This is a genomic window from Bradyrhizobium altum (assembly GCF_020889705.1).
Classification (GTDB): Bacteria; Pseudomonadota; Alphaproteobacteria; order Rhizobiales; family Xanthobacteraceae; genus Bradyrhizobium; species Bradyrhizobium altum.
Genome location: NZ_JACMYP010000054.1, coordinates 22,498 through 37,650 on the forward strand (window position 1 = coordinate 22,498; position 15,153 = coordinate 37,650).

The 15,153-nt window shown below is 65.2% G+C and carries 16 protein-coding genes; 10 read left to right on the forward strand and 6 right to left on the reverse strand.

The genetic code is table 11. The annotated features are described in order from the left end of the window. Positions 1-50 precede the first annotated feature (50 nt). Entirely contained in the window at positions 51-485 is a 435-nt protein-coding gene (locus H8B02_RS16110) for a VOC family protein (RefSeq protein WP_223972093.1), read from the reverse strand. Positions 486-837: 352 nt separating this feature from the next. On the opposite strand from H8B02_RS16110, the gene H8B02_RS16115 reads away from it, so the two are divergent. Continuing rightward, positions 838-3,273, forward strand: coding sequence for a spermidine synthase family protein (locus H8B02_RS16115; protein WP_229167134.1), 2,436 nt, complete (start codon positions 838-840; stop codon positions 3,271-3,273). Between the two features lie 14 nt (positions 3,274-3,287). On the opposite strand, the gene H8B02_RS16120 is transcribed toward H8B02_RS16115, so the two are convergent. Continuing rightward, complete coding sequence (locus tag H8B02_RS16120) at positions 3,288-3,731, reverse strand: MarR family winged helix-turn-helix transcriptional regulator (RefSeq protein WP_229167135.1); 444 nt, start codon at positions 3,729-3,731, stop codon at positions 3,288-3,290. Positions 3,732-3,909: 178 nt separating this feature from the next. Between H8B02_RS16120 and H8B02_RS16125 the strand changes: the two genes are divergently transcribed. The 8 genes from H8B02_RS16125 (at position 3,910) to H8B02_RS16160 (ending at position 12,713) form a co-directional block, all read left to right on the forward strand. Further along, positions 3,910-5,091 carry a substrate-binding domain-containing protein gene (locus tag H8B02_RS16125; RefSeq protein ID WP_229167136.1) on the forward strand — a complete coding sequence of 394 codons (1,182 nt, stop codon included), beginning with the start codon at positions 3,910-3,912 and terminating at the stop codon, positions 5,089-5,091. A gap of 84 nt (positions 5,092-5,175) precedes the next feature. Next, positions 5,176-6,339 carry a substrate-binding domain-containing protein gene (locus H8B02_RS16130; RefSeq protein WP_229167137.1) on the forward strand — a complete coding sequence of 388 codons (1,164 nt, stop codon included), beginning with the start codon at positions 5,176-5,178 and terminating at the stop codon, positions 6,337-6,339. Positions 6,340-6,522: 183 nt separating this feature from the next. Continuing rightward, positions 6,523-8,037: an amidase gene (locus tag H8B02_RS16135; RefSeq protein ID WP_229167138.1), complete on the forward strand. Its 1,515-nt coding sequence runs from the start codon at positions 6,523-6,525 to the stop codon at positions 8,035-8,037. A gap of 42 nt (positions 8,038-8,079) precedes the next feature. After that, positions 8,080-8,937 (forward strand): branched-chain amino acid ABC transporter permease, encoded by an 858-nt coding sequence (locus H8B02_RS16140; RefSeq protein WP_092120142.1) that lies wholly within the window; start codon positions 8,080-8,082, stop codon positions 8,935-8,937. A 5-nt stretch (positions 8,938-8,942) separates the two neighbouring features. Further along, on the forward strand, positions 8,943-10,163 hold the full coding sequence (locus H8B02_RS16145; protein ID WP_212311940.1) for a substrate-binding protein: 1,221 nt from the start codon (positions 8,943-8,945) through the stop codon (positions 10,161-10,163). A 7-nt stretch (positions 10,164-10,170) separates the two neighbouring features. Further along, positions 10,171-11,298, forward strand: a complete 1,128-nt coding sequence (locus H8B02_RS16150; protein WP_229167139.1) for a branched-chain amino acid ABC transporter permease — start codon at positions 10,171-10,173, stop codon at positions 11,296-11,298. Then, entirely contained in the window at positions 11,285-12,019 is a 735-nt protein-coding gene (locus H8B02_RS16155; RefSeq protein ID WP_229167140.1) for an ABC transporter ATP-binding protein, read from the forward strand. Before H8B02_RS16150 ends, H8B02_RS16155 begins: the two co-directional genes overlap by 14 nt. Beyond that, complete coding sequence (locus H8B02_RS16160; RefSeq protein WP_229167141.1) at positions 12,012-12,713, forward strand: branched-chain amino acid ABC transporter ATP-binding protein; 702 nt, start codon at positions 12,012-12,014, stop codon at positions 12,711-12,713. The genes H8B02_RS16155 and H8B02_RS16160 overlap by 8 nt, the downstream gene beginning before the upstream one ends. Before the next feature lie 70 nt (positions 12,714-12,783). Here the strand turns inward: H8B02_RS16160 and H8B02_RS16165 are convergent, their stop codons facing one another. Then, the gene (locus H8B02_RS16165; RefSeq protein ID WP_229167142.1) at positions 12,784-13,758 is read right to left on the reverse strand and encodes a hypothetical protein; all 975 of its coding nucleotides are present in this window, start codon (positions 13,756-13,758) and stop codon (positions 12,784-12,786) included. Positions 13,759-13,820: 62 nt separating this feature from the next. Here H8B02_RS16165 and H8B02_RS16170 point away from each other — a divergent pair, with 62 nt between their 5' ends. Further along, positions 13,821-14,099, forward strand: coding sequence for a metal/formaldehyde-sensitive transcriptional repressor (locus H8B02_RS16170; RefSeq protein WP_229167143.1), 279 nt, complete (start codon positions 13,821-13,823; stop codon positions 14,097-14,099). Between the two features lie 67 nt (positions 14,100-14,166). Here the strand turns inward: H8B02_RS16170 and H8B02_RS16175 are convergent, their stop codons facing one another. From H8B02_RS16175 to H8B02_RS16185, 3 genes are all read right to left on the reverse strand, one after another. Next, positions 14,167-14,643: a DUF3147 family protein gene (locus H8B02_RS16175; protein ID WP_229167144.1), complete on the reverse strand. Its 477-nt coding sequence runs from the start codon at positions 14,641-14,643 to the stop codon at positions 14,167-14,169. Continuing rightward, positions 14,640-14,987 carry a DUF3147 family protein gene (locus tag H8B02_RS16180; RefSeq protein ID WP_229167145.1) on the reverse strand — a complete coding sequence of 116 codons (348 nt, stop codon included), beginning with the start codon at positions 14,985-14,987 and terminating at the stop codon, positions 14,640-14,642. The genes H8B02_RS16175 and H8B02_RS16180 overlap by 4 nt, the downstream gene beginning before the upstream one ends. Beyond that, positions 14,984-15,153, reverse strand: a 170-nt coding sequence (locus tag H8B02_RS16185) for a phosphatase PAP2 family protein (RefSeq protein ID WP_229167146.1), incomplete at its 5' end; no start/stop codon positions are given. The genes H8B02_RS16185 and H8B02_RS16180, both read right to left, overlap by 4 nt.

The following is a 15,153-nucleotide window of genomic DNA, read 5'->3' on the forward strand; positions in this document are numbered from 1 at the left end:
CAAGCCCTGACGCGGCGGGCGTTTCGCCCGCCGTCGAGGCTACATCGCGCTCAGCCGGCGAAGGCCTTGTCGAGATCGGCGATGATGATCTTCTGCATCTTCAGCATCGCCTGCATCGCGCGATCGGCCGCCTTGCGGTCGGGATCGCCGAGATAGCGGCTCAGCGCCGTCGGGATCACCTGCCAGGACAGGCCGAAGCGGTCCTTGAGCCAGCCGCAGCGCGATTCCTGGCCGCCGTCGGTGAGTTTGCTCCAGAAATAGTCCACCTGCTCCTGGGTCTCGACGCTGAGGAAAAACGACACCGCCTCGTTGAACTTGTGTTGCGGGCCGCCATTGAGCGCGTAGAACCGCTGCCCCTCGAGCTCGAAGCTCGCCATGAAGTCGCTGACGGTCTCGATCTCGGCGTTCGGAAACACCGATTTATAGAAGGCGACGGCGTCGCGGACGTTGTTGTCGAGCCAGAGGAACGGCGTGATCGAAGTCATGACGGGGGAATCCTTGTGATCGATGAGGAGGATGAGCCGAAGCCGCGCGCTCAGCGTTAGCGCATTCGGAGGACGAGCCCGCGACCGGCGCTCCGACATGTTGACCGAGCTTTTTGTTGGAGCCTCCCGGCACGGCTGTCTGTCGGCGAGGCGGTATTTTCGCGATTTTGGGTTCCCCGGTAACCCTGCGCTAAGCCCGCCGACGGTCCGGCCACTACCCAAAGTCGATGTTGGCCCGTCCAATCAATCACTTGTTAGTGCTCTGTGTTTCAATATTGCCGGGCGCGTCGGGTGAGCCGCCAACGCGCATCAAAGCGTCTCTTTGATCAAGGCTCGATCAGGAGGCCGCGCCTTGCAGACCGCGACGACCATGCCCGGCCGCTACTATCCGGCGATCTTCGTGCTGGCGTCGGCCACGCTGGCCTATCAGATCCTCATCACCCGCTTCTTCAGCGTGATGGTGCATTACCATTTCGCTTTCGGGGCCATCGCGCTTGCGATGTTCGGGCTGACGCGCGGTGCAATGAAGGTTTACGAGGATTCCACCCGCTATGCGCCGGAGCGTGTGGCGCCGGAATTTGCCCGTCATGCCGCGCGGTTCGCGATCAGCGGCGTCGTCGTCATGTGCGCCTTTCTGTATGCGCCGCTGGTCGTGCCCGACGCATATGCCATGTCTGCGCTCGCCGTGGTGGCGCTGGCTTTCACCATTCCGTTTGCCGAGGGCGGCATCTGCATCACGCTTCTCCTGACCCGGCTGCCCAATGTGGGGGGCTGGCTCTACGCTGCCGATCTGGTCGGCGCCGCGGTCGGATGCCTCGGCATCATCTTCGTGCTGCTAGTGATCGATCCGGTCAGCGCGACGCTGTGGATCGGCGCCTGCGCCGCGGCCGTCGGCTGGTTCGTGGTCGGTCACGGCGAAGGCCGAAGCAATGTGCGCCTGAGCCGCAACGCCGCGCTTGGTCTCGCCGCGCTCGCCGCGGTTCACACCGCGCTTGCCGCAACCGGCAGCAGCCATCTTGGCGTGATCTGGGCCAAGGGCACCCAGCAGACCGGAACTTTGTTCGAGCGCTGGAACACCTATTCGCGCATCCGCGTGACCGATCTCGGGCTCACGATTCCGTTCGGCTGGTCGTTCTCGCGCACCCCGGATACCAGGATCGAGCAGCTCTATCTCGACATCGATGCCGACGCGGCGACGCCGATCACCCGCTTCTCCGGCGATCTGACCAAGGTTTCCTATCTCAAGGACGACGTCATCAACGCGCCCTATCTGGTGCAGCAACGGCCGGGCGACGTGGCCGTGGTCGGCGTCGGCGGCGGCCGCGACATCCTCTCCGGCCTCTATTTCGGCGCGCAGCGAATTCACGGCATCGAAATCAATCCCGCGATCTTCGAAGTGCTGACCGACAAGTTCGCCGATTATTCGGGCCATCTCCATCGCCAGCCCGGCGTGTCGCTGGTCAATGCCGAAGCGCGCAGTTACATCAACCACTCGCCCGATCGCTACGACCTGATCCAGATCTCGCTGATCGACACCTGGGCCGCCACCGCAGCCGGCGGGCTGACGCTGACCGAGAACCGGCTCTACACCGTGGAGGCGTGGGACGATTTCTTCCGCGCATTGAAGCCGGGCGGCATGCTCTCGGTGTCGCGCTGGTACGAACCGACGGTCTACCGCGGCGAGTTCTATCGCCTGATTGCGATCGCGGCCGAGGCGTTGCAGCATCAGGGCGTGCCGATGACCGAACTGTCGCAGCATGTGATTGCGGCGAATGTCGGCAGCATCGTCACGGTCATGACCCGGCCCGAGGCGTTCACGGCGGCGCAATGGCAGGGCGCGCGCGACCGGCTGGTAGCACAGGGATTCAAGCTGCTGCTCGGGCCTGACATCGCATATGACAGTGTCAGCTCGACCCTTCTATCGGGCAAGGCCGACCAGAGCTTCCTTGATTCATTACCGGCAAACATCGCGGCCTCGACCGACGACAAGCCATTCTTCTTCTATACCGCGCGACTTGCCGATCTGTTCCTCAAGAACGGCTTCGAGGCGCAGAACAACGCAGCGCTCGGCATCATCAAATGGGTGCTCATCTTCCAGCTCGGCATCTGCATCTACTACATCGGCATTCCCTTCACGCGCCTGATGCGGCGGATGCCGGTGGCCACACTGGTGCGGCCGGTGGCCTATTTCGCCGCGATCGGCATGGGCTTCATGCTGATCGAGATTTCACAGATGCAACGGCTGATGGTGTTCCTCGGCCACCCGGTCTACGGGCTCAGCGTCGTGCTGTTCACCATCCTGCTGTTCGGCGGTATCGGCAGCGCCACTGTGGGTGCCGCGCCTTCGCGGCCGGCCATGTTGATCGCTCGCCTCGTGGCGCTGGGCGCAACGCTGGTGGGCGCAGGCCTGCTGACGCCGGCCGTCACCGCTTGGGCGCGCTCCGCGCCGACCGACATCCGCATCCTGGTGTCGGTCGCGCTGCTGGCACCGCCGGCTTTCTGCATGGGCATGATGTTCCCGCTTGGCCTCGGCATCTGGCGGCGGCATGGCGGGCTGCTGCCTTTCTTCTGGAGCACCAACGGCATCACCTCGATGCTTGCTTCCGTGCTCGGCATGGCGCTGTCGATCCAGTTCGGCATCACCACGACATTCGCGCTCGGCGTCTGCTGCTATGGGGTGTGCGCGATCATGATCGTCGGCAACCGGCTGGCCCATCCGGTCGCTGATACCGCGCTCAAGCCGGTACGGCCGGCCGGCTTGGTGGCGCAGGACGAGGTGGCGTCGTAGCGGAGGCTGTTGCCTCAGTTCGCGCTGCCGATCAGGCTTTCCAGCAGCCGCTTGAGCTCGGTGGTCGACTTGTCGCCATAGCTCTCGACGATGTGCTCTTCCTGGCTCACCGCCAGCGAGTTCAGCCGGCGGCACAGCGCCTTGCCGCGATCGGAGACGAACATCAGCACCTTGCGGCGATCCTTCGGATCCTGCACGCGATAGACCAGGGCGTCCGACACCATGCGGTCGATCATCTTGGTCAGCGTCGGATGGTTGAGCAGCACGGCGTCGGCAAGCTCGCCCATCGAGTGGCCGTTGCCGTCGGACAGCACTTTGAGGATGCGCCACTGCTCGACCGGCACGCCTTCCTTGGCCAGCCGCGTCTCCAACTGCCGGTTGATCTCCCGGTTGGCGTGCGCGAGCAGGTAGGTGAGGTGTTCGGTGATCGGGGAATTTTCTTTCGGCGGTTTAGCCACGGCGTGAGACCTGGTTCCTGACCCGGTGAATGAATGTCCGGCAACTCATGCCATTTCTATATGCACTTCAATTGTTGAATATTCAATATTTTCCCCTAGGATATTCCCCCAACCAAAGGGCGGATGCCGCGACCGCCCGCTGGCTGCGTTGCGTACTGCTTCCCAGACAGGAGTTGGCGTGCTCTCGACGGTCTCCTTCCAGGCGTATGGCGGCATGCCCGTCGCGCCGCCGCACCTGTTTCGAAATCCGTCGTCCTGTGCGGCCGATCTCGCTTTGACCGTCAAGCCGGGCTCCTCGCGCCGGGGCGGCACCGACGGCAAGCTCCGGATCGGCAATTTCATCACCTTCTCCGGCGCGCCCGGGATCTGGGGGCCGATCTCGGCCAACAGCGTCATGCTGGCGGTTGCCGAGATCAACCGGCGCGGCGGCATCCGCGGCCGCGAGGTCGAATTGTCGATGTACGACGCCGGCGGGCCGATCGAGGAGGTGGTGCGCCGCGCCGAGCGGGCGATCGCCTTCGACGAGATCGACGTCATCATGGGCTCGCATATCTCGGCGGTCCGCCTCGCGCTGCGCAAGGTCACGGCCGGCCGCATCCCCTATGTCTACACGCCGGTTTATGAGGGCGGCGAACGGACGCCCGGCGTGATGGCGATCGGCGAGACGCCGCGCGCCGAAAGCCGCCCGGCGATCCACTGGCTCACCGAGGTCAAGAAGGCGCAGCGCTGGTACCTGATCGGCAGCGACTATGTCTGGCCCTGGCAATCGCATCGCGCGGTGAAGCGCTACATCAAGGAGGCCGGCGGCCAGGTGGTCGGCGAGGAATTCGTCCCGCTCGGCGAGGACGATCACGAGCCGCATCTGGCGCGGATTCGTGCAGCCCAGCCCGATGTCGTGCTGATTACCCTGATCGGGACCGACAGCATCACCTTCAACCGCGCCTTCGCCGACGCAGGACTCGCCGCCACCACGCTGCGCTATGCCGGCGCGATGGACGAGACCGTGCTGCTCGGCATCGGGCCGGACGCGACCGAGAACCTGTTCTGCGCCTCCGGTTATTTCGGCTGCGTCGATTCGCGCGCCAATGACGAGTTCCAGATCAGCTACCGCGCGATGTTCGGGGCGCACGCGCCGCCGATCGGCTCGGTCGGGCAGTCCAACTACGAGGGGATGCGCTTTCTCGAAGCGGCGGCCAACCGGGCGCGCTCGCTGTCAACGGGCCCTTTATCCGCCGCGGCGCGCAACCTCGTCTACAGCGGCGCCCGCGGCACCGTCACCATTCGCGACGGCCGTGCCGAAATGCCGATCTATCTTGCCGAGGCCGACGGTCTCGACTTCAATGTGATCAAGGCGATCTAGCGTGGCACCGTCGCCCGCGAGGGCGATGCCGTGAGCGGCGTGGGGTGCCGGACAGGAGCAGGTGTGCATTCGACGCCCAACGTCATGGCAAGAAACCTCCCGTTCCCGCCATCCCTGCTGTTCAGGAACCTGGCGTCGGCGGCGTCGGATCGGCTGCTTGCGCCGATGGATCGTGGCGGGTTCGGTCCGCGCGGCGCGCGCAACCGGCTGCGGATCGGTGGCTTCGTCTGTTGCTCCGGTTCGCCCGGGATGTGGGGGCCCGCCGCGACCTCGACCGCGCAGCTCGCCGTTGCCGAGATCAACCGGCGCGGCGGCATCCTCGGCCGCGAGATCGAGTTCTCGGTCTACGACGCCGGCGGCCCCATCGACGAGGTGATCGACCGCGCCGCGCAGGCGATCGCCTCCGACGAGGTCGATCTCATCATGGGCATGCACACCAGCGCGGTGCGTGTCGCGCTGCGCAACCTCATCACCCGCAGCAAGATCCCCTACATCTACACGCCGGTCTATGAAGGCGGCGAGCGGACGCCGGGCGTTATTGCGATCGGCGAGACGCCGCGTTGGCAGAACCGGCCGTCGATCCACTGGCTGGCCGAGGCGAAGCGCGCCAGGCGCTGGTACCTGATCGGCAGCGATTATGTCTGGCCCTGGCAGTCGCACCGCGCGGTGAAGCGCTACATCAAGGAGACCGGGGGCCTCGTGGTCGGTGAGGAGTTTGTGCCGGTCGGCGAGGACGATCACGAGGCGCATCTGGAGCGGATCCGAGCGGCGAAGCCCGATGTCGTGCTGATCTCGCTGATCGGCACCGACAGCGTGACCTTCAACCGCGCCTTCGCCGATGCGGGGCTTGCCGCCACCACGCTGCGCTTTGCCGGCTGTTTCGACGAAACGGCGCTGCTCGGCGTCGGCGCCGACAAGACCGAGAACCTGTTCTGCGCCTCCGGCTATTTCCCATCTGTCGGCTCGCAGGCCGGCGACGATTTCAGGGACCGCTATCGTGCGATGTTCGGCCCGTTCGCGCCGCCGGTCGGATCCTGCGGCGAGTCCGCCTATGAAGGCTTCTGCCTGTTAGAGGCCGCCGCCAACCGCGCCGGCACGCTCGACCTGCGGCCGCTGCTCGCGGCTGCGGACAATCTCGTCTATCGCGGCGCGCGCGGTCCGGTCACCGTGCGCAATGGCCACGCCAGGATGCCGATGCATCTTGCCGAAGCCGATGGCCTCGACTTTAGGGTAATCAAGGCGATCTGACGCCAGATGCGACAGCCTGCCGAACCGATCCATGAAATAATACTTGAAAAGGAAAATATTTCCGTTTTCAATACAACAACGGGGTGGGCGGTTCGCGCGGGTCAAACGCGCCGCCGCTGCTTCGTGCCCAAGGGATCCGATCCAGGAATCAAATCCAGAGATCAAAAGCTTCAGGAGAGCGCCGTGACCGTCGTCCTTCCCACGCCAACGCAACTTCGTGCCGTCGCCGAGCAGTGCGGCCTGTCCCTGACCGATGAGGACGTGGCCTCGTTCCGCGGCCTGATGCAGGGCTCGGTCGATGCCTACAACCTCGTCGCCCAGATGCCGGACGAACTGCCCGAGGTGAAATATCCGCGCACGCCCGGCTATCGTCCGGCACCGGAAGACAACAAGCACAACGCCTGGTACCGCAAGTCGACGGTGAAGGGCGCGGCCTCCGGCAAGCTCAAGGGCAAGACGGTGGCGCTGAAGGACAACATCATGCTGGCCGGCGTGCCGATGACCAACGGCTCGTCGACACTGGAAGGCTATATCCCCGATTTCGACGCCACCATCGTCACGCGCATGCTGGATGCCGGCGCCGAGATCGCCGGCAAGACGCACTGCGAGCATTTCTGTCTGTCCGGCGGCAGCCACACCGGCTCCTACGGGCCGGTGCACAATCCGCACCAGATGGGCTATTCGGCCGGCGGCTCGTCGTCGGGCTCGGGCGTGGTGGTCGCGCTCGGCGAGGTCGACATGGCGATCGGCGGCGACCAGGGCGGCTCGATCCGCATGCCGTCCTCGTTCTGCGGCACCTACGGTATGAAGCCGACCTGGGGCCTCGTGCCCTACACCGGCATCATGCCGATCGAGATCTATGTCGACCACACCGGCCCGATGACCGCGACCGTGGAAGACAACGCGCTGCTGCTGGAAGTGCTGGCCGGCGACGACGGCTACGATCCCCGGATCAAGGCGCCGAAGGTCGACGACTACACCAAGGCGCTCGGCAAAGGCGTCAAGGGCATGAAGATCGGCATCGTCAAGGAAGGTTTTGAGCAGCCGACCGCGGAAGCTGCGGTGAATGAGAGCGTGCATGAGGCGGCCAAGCGCTTCAAGGACCTCGGCGCCAGCGTCGAGACGGTGTCGATCCCGATGCACATGCTCGGCGGCGCGATCTGGACCCCGATCGGTACCGAAGGCCTGACCCAGACCATGATGTTCGGCGACGGCTACGGCCTCAGCCGCGGCGACCTCTATTCGACCTCGCTGATGGATTTCCATCGCGGCTGGCGCCGTCAGGCGGATTCGCTGTCCGAGACCACGAAGCTGTTCATGATGCTCGGCACCTACATCAATAACACCTTCGGTCCGCGTTTCTACGGCAAGGCGCTCAACATCTCCCGCCGGCTGGCCGCAGCCTATGACAAGGCCTTCAAGGACTACGATCTGCTGCTGATGCCGACCACGCCGATGAAGGCGACGAAGTTGCCCGAGGCCAATGCCAGCCGCGAGGAGTATGTCGCCCGCGCGCTGGAGATGATCTCCAACACCGCGCCGTTCGACATCACCCATCACCCGGCGATGTCGCTGCCCTGCGGCATGGTCGATGGCTTGCCGGTCGGCCTGATGCTGGTCGGCCGGATGTTCGAGGAATCCACCATCTACCGCGCCGCGCACGCCTTCGAGCAGGCCGGCGACTGGAAGAAGATGTGAGGCGCCGCTTGTCGCAGAAACAGGCCGAACGGATCGGGCACCATGGCTAGCACCTTCGCCGCGGTGTTCGAGATCGTGAGCTTCGGCGCGATCATCGTGCTGGTCGTGCTCGGGCTCGGCATCATCGCCAGCATGATGGGCATCTTCAACTTCGCGCAGGGCGAATTCGTCCTGCTCGGGGCCTATGTGACCTATCTGGCCTACGCCCACGGTGCGCCGGTCTGGGTCGGCATGGTCGCCGCGCCCTTTGTGGTCGGCGCGCTCGGCTTCGTGCTGGAGGCGCTGATCATCAGGCGGTTCTATGCCGCGCCGATCGTGGCGATGCTCGGCACCTATGCGCTCGGGCTGATCATCCGCGAAAGCGTCCGCGGCCTGATCGGCGGCTTCTATCTCACGGTGCCGGAGCCGATCGGCGGTTCGATCGACCTCGGCTCCGTCCACATCTCGGCCTGGCGCTTCACCATCATCGTGATCACGCTGTTGGTGATGGGCGGCTGCTATCTGCTGCTGGCGCGCACGAGCTTCGGGCTTCGGGTCCGCGCCACGCTGGAAAACCCGGCGCTGGCGCGTGCGTCGGGCATCTCGACGCCGCTGATCTACGGCGCGACCTTTGCGTTCGGCGCGGCCTTGGCCGGGCTTGCCGGCGCGCTGATCGTGCCGGTATTCAGCCTGTTTGCCGATCTCGGCATCCGCTTCCTGATCCAGGGCTTCGTCGCCGTGATGGTCGGTGGGGTCGGCTCCTTCATCGGTCCGGTCGCCGGCGCCGGCGTGATCGGCACGCTCAGCGCGGCGCTGCCATGGGTCATGTCTCCCGTCGTCGCCGACGTCCTCGTCTTCGTGCTCGCCATCGCCTTCATCAAATTCCGGCCGCAAGGCCTCATTGCTGGGAAAGGGGTCTAATCACCATGTCGATTGAACGCATGAATCTCACGCGCCGCCGCTTCATGAGCAATTTTGCCTTCGCGACCGGCGCGCTCGCGACCGGGGTCGGAAGCTGGGTGGTGAGGCCGGATTGGGCCAACGCCGCCGAGGGCCCGATCAAGGTCGGCATCGCGACCGACCTGACCGGCCCGATCGCCTATGCCGGCAATGCCGACGCCAACGTCGCCAAGATGGTGATCAAGGAGATCAACGCCGGCGGCGGCCTGCTCGGCCGGCCGCTCGAGCTCTATATCGAGGACACCGCCTCGAACGAATCGGTCGCGGTCGGCAATGTCCGCAAGTTGATCCAGCGCGACAAGGTCGACATGGTGCTGGGCGGCATCACCTCGTCGATGCGCAACGCGATCAAGGACCCGATCGTGGCGCGCGGCAAGACGCTCTACATCTATCCGCAGCTCTACGAGGGCAAGGAGTGCACGCCCTATCTGTTCTGCACCGGGCCGACGCCGGCGCAGCAATGCGATGAGTTCATTCCCTGGCTGATCAAGAACGGCGGCAAGAAGTTCGCGCTGCCGAGCGCCAACTATGTCTGGCCGCACACGCTCAACGTCTACGCCCGCAAGGTGATCGAGGACAATGGCGGCGAGGTCGTGTTCGAGGAGTATTACCCGCTCGACCAGGTCGACTTCTCGTCGACCGTCAACCGCATCATCTCGAACAAGGTCGATGTCGTCTTCAACACCGTGATCCCGCCGGGCGTCGGCCCGTTCTTCAAGCAGCTCTATGAAGCCGGCTTCCTCAAGAACGGCGGGCGGCTCGCCTGCGTCTACTATGACGAGAACACGCTCAACATCAATCAGGCCAGCGAGATCGAGGGGCTGGCGAGCTGCCTCGACTATTTCAAGGTGCTGACCAAGGAGGATCCGTTCAACGCCAAGATCCAGGCGGCCTATGAGAAGGATTTTCCGGGCAACTTCCTGTTCGCGGCCGGCAGCGCCGCCACTGGAACTTATCGCGGCCTCAAGCTGTGGGAAGCCGCGGTCAAGGAAGCCGGCAAGGTCGATCGCGACTCGGTTGCGGCCGCGCTCGATCACGCCAAGATCGCCGAAGGGCCCGGCGGACCCGCCGAAATGGTTCCGGGCAAGCGTCACTGCAAGATGAAGATGTACACTGCTGTTGCCAAAGGCGGGAACTATGAGATCGTGGCGCGCAGCGCCGGTCTCGTCGATCCCAAGGAATGCTGAGCAATCCATGGGTGGAGCAGAACAGGCCGTCGCACGCATCGGTGAGGAACCGGATGTCGTGACAGGTGAGGATGCACCGGCTGCGCGCGCGCCGGCGGGACGGGCATCGGCAGGATGGAAGGTCCTGCCGATCGTGGAAGGGCTGGTGCTCTTGATCGCACTGGTCCTGCCATGGGTGCTGCAGGATTATCTCACGGTGTTCGCCACCCGCGTGGTGATCCTCGCGCTGTTCGCGCTGTCGTTCGATCTGGTGTGGGGCTATGCCGGCATCATGAGCTTCGGCCAGGCGCTGTTTTTCGGCGCCGCCGGCTACGGCGTGGCGCTGATGGCGCGCGACCTCAACGTCACCTCGATCCTTCTGATCCTGCCTGCCGGCATGCTGATCGGCCTCACCGCGTCGCTGCTGCTCGGCGGCTTCCTGCTGCTCGGGCGCTATCCCTCGAGCGTGATCTTCGTCTCGCTCGGCACCCTGACCGGCTCCTATGCGGCCGACCGGCTCGCGCGCGGCTGGTATTATCTCGGCGGCCAGAACGGCATCCCGTCGATCCCGCCGCTCACGCTCGGCAGCTACGAGTTCGAGGAGGGGCCGGTCTACTACTACATGGTGCTCGGCATCCTCCTGGTCGTCTATCTGCTCTGCCGCTTCCTCGTGCGTTCGCAATTCGGGCTGGCGCTCGCCGGCTTGCGCGAGAACGAGCAGCGCATCGCCTTCTTCGGCTACAAGGCGCAGCATCTGAAGGCGATCATCTTCGCGGTCGGCGGCACCATCGCCGGCCTCGCCGGCAGCCTCTACGCCTTCCACGAAGGCTTCGTCTGGCCCAACATGCTGGGCGTCGTGTTCTCGACCCAGGTCGTCCTCTACGTGTTGTTCGGCGGCTCCGGCACGCTGATCGGCGCGGTGATCGGCACCGTGATCATCGAGGGTGTCAGCTTCTGGCTGTCGGACAATTACCGCGATGTCTGGCCGATCATCCTCGGCGTGCTGCTGCTGCTCGTGATCATGTTCCGCCCGCTCGGGCTGGTCTCCTTCGTGCTCGGCGAGCGCGAGCGGGTCGGCAGCTTCGGCAAGGGACCAAACAAGAAGGGACCAAACAAGGCGCCAAAGCCAAAGGAGACCGGCAATGCCGCTCCTTGAGGCGCAAGGGATCAGCAAGGTGTACGGCAAGCTCACCGCGCTCGACGGTGCGGCGCTGACCGTCGGCGAGAACGAGTTTCATGGCCTGATCGGCCCGAACGGCTCGGGCAAGAGCACGCTGATGAAATGCGTCGCCGGCGCCGAGGTGCCGACCACGGGCAAGGTCGCGTTCGTCAACACCGACATCACGGCGTTCACGCCGACCGAGCGCGCCCGCGCCGGCATGAGCCTGAAATTCCAGATCACCTCGGTGCTGCCGACGCTGACGCTGTACGACAACATCCTGCTGGCGCTGCAGGCGCAGTCCTCGCTGTTCGATCTCGTGCTGTCGCGCACCCGCAACAGGCTGCACGATCAGGTGATGACGATGCTGACCCAGTTCCGTCTCGCCGATCGCGCGCATGATGCCGCAGCGGCGTTGTCGCACGGCCAGCAGCAATGGCTCGAGATCGCGATGGCGCTCGCCGGCAAGCCGCGGCTGTTGCTGCTGGACGAGCCGACCGGCGGCATGAGCCTCGAGGAGCGCCGCGTCACCGGCGAGCTGTTGCAGCCGATCAAGCAGCACTGCTCGCTCGTCATCGTCGAACACGACCTCGATTTCATCCGCGACATCTGCGACCGCCTCACGGTGCTCGACCAGGGCAAGGTGCTGGCGTCGGGTACGGTCGCGGAAATCCAGGCCAACAAGAGCGTCCAGGAGATTTATCTTCGCCGTGCCTGACCAGTCCTTCCTCGATATCCGGCATCTCGATGCCGGTTATGGCCGCAGCCAGGTCCTGTTCGATGTCAACATCGGCATTCCCTGGCGCGGCGGCGTCGCCGTGCTCGGCCGCAACGGCGCCGGCAAGACCACGCTGATGAAGACCATCGTCGGCGAGCTCGCGAGCTCGCAAGGCGAACTGTTCTTCGACGGCCGCGATATCACCCGTCGCCGCACCGAGGAGCGCGTGCGCTCAGGCATCGGCTATGTGCCGCAGGAGCATTCGGTATTCGCCCGCCTGTCGGTGCGCGACAACCTCGCCGTCGGCTCGCTGACCAATTCCGATACGAGCGCGGTCGATCGCGTGCTCGAGATCTTCCCCAAGCTCGGCCAGCGCCTCGACCAGCCGGCCGGCACGCTGTCCGGCGGCGAGCGCAAGATGCTGGCGATCGGCCGCGCCATGCTCGGCAATCCGAAACTGCTGCTGTTGGACGAGCCGACCGAAGGCGTCTGGATCGGCGTGATCGAGGAGATCACCGAGCGGCTGATCGAGCTTGCCAAGAGCATCTCGGTCGTGATCGTCGAGCAGCACCTCGACCTCGCGCTGCGCGTCGCCGACTACGCCTATGTGCTGGACCGCGGCCGCGTCGCGCTGCAGGGCGCAGCAGGCGAGGTGCGCAACGATCCGGAACTGCTGCGGTACCTGGCGCCGTAGAGCGTTTCGAGCGAAGTGGACATCGGAGCGCGTGAAGAAAACGCGTCGATGCAACAAGCTGGAGCCTCGCCTACCACGCAATCTGGCTGCGCTCGGGCCGGCCGCTCAACAGCGGCTTCCCGAACAGTGATGGCACGAGGTCATCGAGGAAGAGCAGCAACTGGGCTCGGAAGCCCGGCCCGGTACCGCCGGCGCGGCTCAGCGGGATGATCGCCTCGGCGGCCACCTGCCAGGTTACCGCCACGTACGCAAAGCCGGGATTGGCGGTCGCCGCCGTCGCCTGGCCGTGCGGGCTGTCGAACTGGAATTCAACCAGCGGCACCAATTGGTTCAACGGCTCGTCCTTCGGCGCTCCGCCGTCGAACCGCCTAGTCAGATACAGCGTGCTGTACTGGATCGAGAAGCCCCAGTGCAGCGTCTCGACCGCGGGCGAAAGGATGGCGTCAAATCGGCCTGTCACCGGATTGGGGGCCAGCGCCCGGGCTCCCGTGCCGAGGGGAATCTCGTCGACGACCGCGCCGGTGACGGCAAACGGGCGCAGCCATGACACCGAGTCCGGGAGGTCGCCAAACCCTTTGCCGAAGAAGATGCCGGGCTGGATCGTGTCGGGCGCGTCGGCACCGACCGCGACAGCACCGGAGTGGCCGATGCCCCAGACGAGGCTGACCGACACCAGCGCTTCGTGGCGGTTGTCGCGGTAAGCCTCATATTTGAGACCGATATTGGTCTTGTCGAAGCCTGACGTGCGGCCGGTCGGCCAGTTCTGGAGCCATGAGCTATCGACAGTGAACGCGAGCGTCGGCGTCAACAGGCGGGCAAAGGCCCCGTTGATGCGGCTCTCGGCGACATTGCTGCCCTGTGCGGGATGATCGAGGTAGCTGAAATTGGGCAGGATGAGTTCGTCGGCGACGGCGGGGTCGTCGAATGTCATCGTGCCGACGAAATAGCGGTTGCCCGCGATGCCATGCGCGTGCGCCGCCTGCGTCCATAGCAGCGGCGCGATCAGGAGCGCGCCTCTGCGGAGAGTTTTCGGCCTGCTCGACATCGCCCTGCCTGGAGTAAACTGTCGCTTGATCGATATAGGGTACCCCCCTATACCTACGACTCATGTCGCACACCATCAAGCACAAGTCCAAGCTCATGGGCCGGGTCAGGCGCATCAAGGGGCAGATCGAGGCGGTCGAGCGGGCGGTCGAATCCGAGCTCGGCTGCGCCGACGTGCTGATGCTTGTCGCCTCGGTGCGCGGTGCGGTGAACGGGCTGACCGCCGAGCTGCTCGAAGATCATATCCGTCATCACGTCGTCGATCCCGCGCATGAGAAAAATCCCGAGAAGGCGCAAGGCGCCGCGGACCTGATCGATGTGGTCCGCACCTACCTCAAGTGAATCTTTGGGCTTGTCCATAAGGGCTCGGTCCATGCGCGATTGTTCGCCTTGAGCGTTGAAGCGCCATCTACGCCGACCACGGATGGCGTCCGCGAGAAAGCCCGGTCCGTGGCCCCCGAGCCGCCCGCATTTTCCGTCGGACGTACCAGGCTGCGACCGAGCAAATCAGCCAGCTAATGGATGCCGCGATGAAGGCGGCCGGGACGCTACGCTCCACCGTCAACGCGAAGACAATCGCAAACGCCAGCATGCCGATCGCGCCCAGCGCTGCGCCCGCGGCATCGAGCGCGGCGGCTTGCTGGCCGCGCCGCTCACCGTCGAGACCTGCTTCCCGCTTGCGGCGGATTTCATGTTTCTCGATCAGGGTCGCGCTGGCGCAGAAGATGGCGGGAAGTGCGAGAAAGACGCCGCCGACAGACGCGCCGTAGGTGCTGCTGATCAGGCCGGTGAAGACAGTCACCGTGCCGCCAAGCACGAAACGGATCAGATATTCGTACCAGCGGCCCTCCCTGAGCGAGGACAGTGAGACGCGGACAGGTGTCATGCCTGTCCTCCGGCGAGGGCGAGCAGGCCGAAGGAGATCGCCAGCCAGACGACAAGCGACAGCAATGTCGCGGGGACCGCGCGCAGCCCGGTGCGAATCAGCAGTTGGCAGACGACGAAGCTGTAGACGGCGAGCGCGATCGCGCCGGCGATCATGGCGCGGCTCTGCAGGCCGGCGTAGTCGGCTCCGTGCTGGACCACGGCGATGCCGAGCGTCGCCAGCGCAACGGACGGTGCCGCTCCGAACAGACCGGCGAAGCTCTTTGGGCGCAATGCGTCACCCAGCATTGCGAAGGCCGATATCACGGCTCCGCCCAGCAGAAAGCGGACGACGTACTCGGTCATCGCCGCTCGCTCCCCCGCGGATCATCGCCTGGATAGCCGGTCCACAAGCGCAGCAGCCGCTCGAGACCCGCGCCCAGCGCGAAGCCTGCGATCACGTCGCTCGCCCAGTGTGCGAGAACCGCAATGCGCGTCAGCGACAGGCCGACCGCGACGGCCTGGATGGCGC

Bases quoted from the DNA above. Each gene is read 5' to 3' on its own strand.
- H8B02_RS16145 (WP_212311940.1), top strand. From the start codon at position 8,943: ATGTCGATTGAACGCATGAATCTCACGCGCCGCCGCTTCATGAGCAAT.
- H8B02_RS16180 (WP_229167145.1), bottom strand. From the start codon at position 14,987: ATGACCGAGTACGTCGTCCGCTTTCTGCTGGGCGGAGCCGTGATATCG.
- H8B02_RS16155 (WP_229167140.1), top strand. From the start codon at position 11,285: ATGCCGCTCCTTGAGGCGCAAGGGATCAGCAAGGTGTACGGCAAGCTC.
- H8B02_RS16130 (WP_229167137.1), top strand. From the start codon at position 5,176: ATGGCAAGAAACCTCCCGTTCCCGCCATCCCTGCTGTTCAGGAACCTG.
- H8B02_RS16140 (WP_092120142.1), top strand. From the start codon at position 8,080: ATGGCTAGCACCTTCGCCGCGGTGTTCGAGATCGTGAGCTTCGGCGCG.
- H8B02_RS16165 (WP_229167142.1), bottom strand. From the start codon at position 13,758: ATGTCGAGCAGGCCGAAAACTCTCCGCAGAGGCGCGCTCCTGATCGCG.
- H8B02_RS16150 (WP_229167139.1), top strand. From the start codon at position 10,171: ATGGGTGGAGCAGAACAGGCCGTCGCACGCATCGGTGAGGAACCGGAT.
- H8B02_RS16175 (WP_229167144.1), bottom strand. From the start codon at position 14,643: ATGACACCTGTCCGCGTCTCACTGTCCTCGCTCAGGGAGGGCCGCTGG.
- H8B02_RS16110 (WP_223972093.1), bottom strand. From the start codon at position 485: ATGACTTCGATCACGCCGTTCCTCTGGCTCGACAACAACGTCCGCGAC.
- H8B02_RS16170 (WP_229167143.1), top strand. From the start codon at position 13,821: ATGTCGCACACCATCAAGCACAAGTCCAAGCTCATGGGCCGGGTCAGG.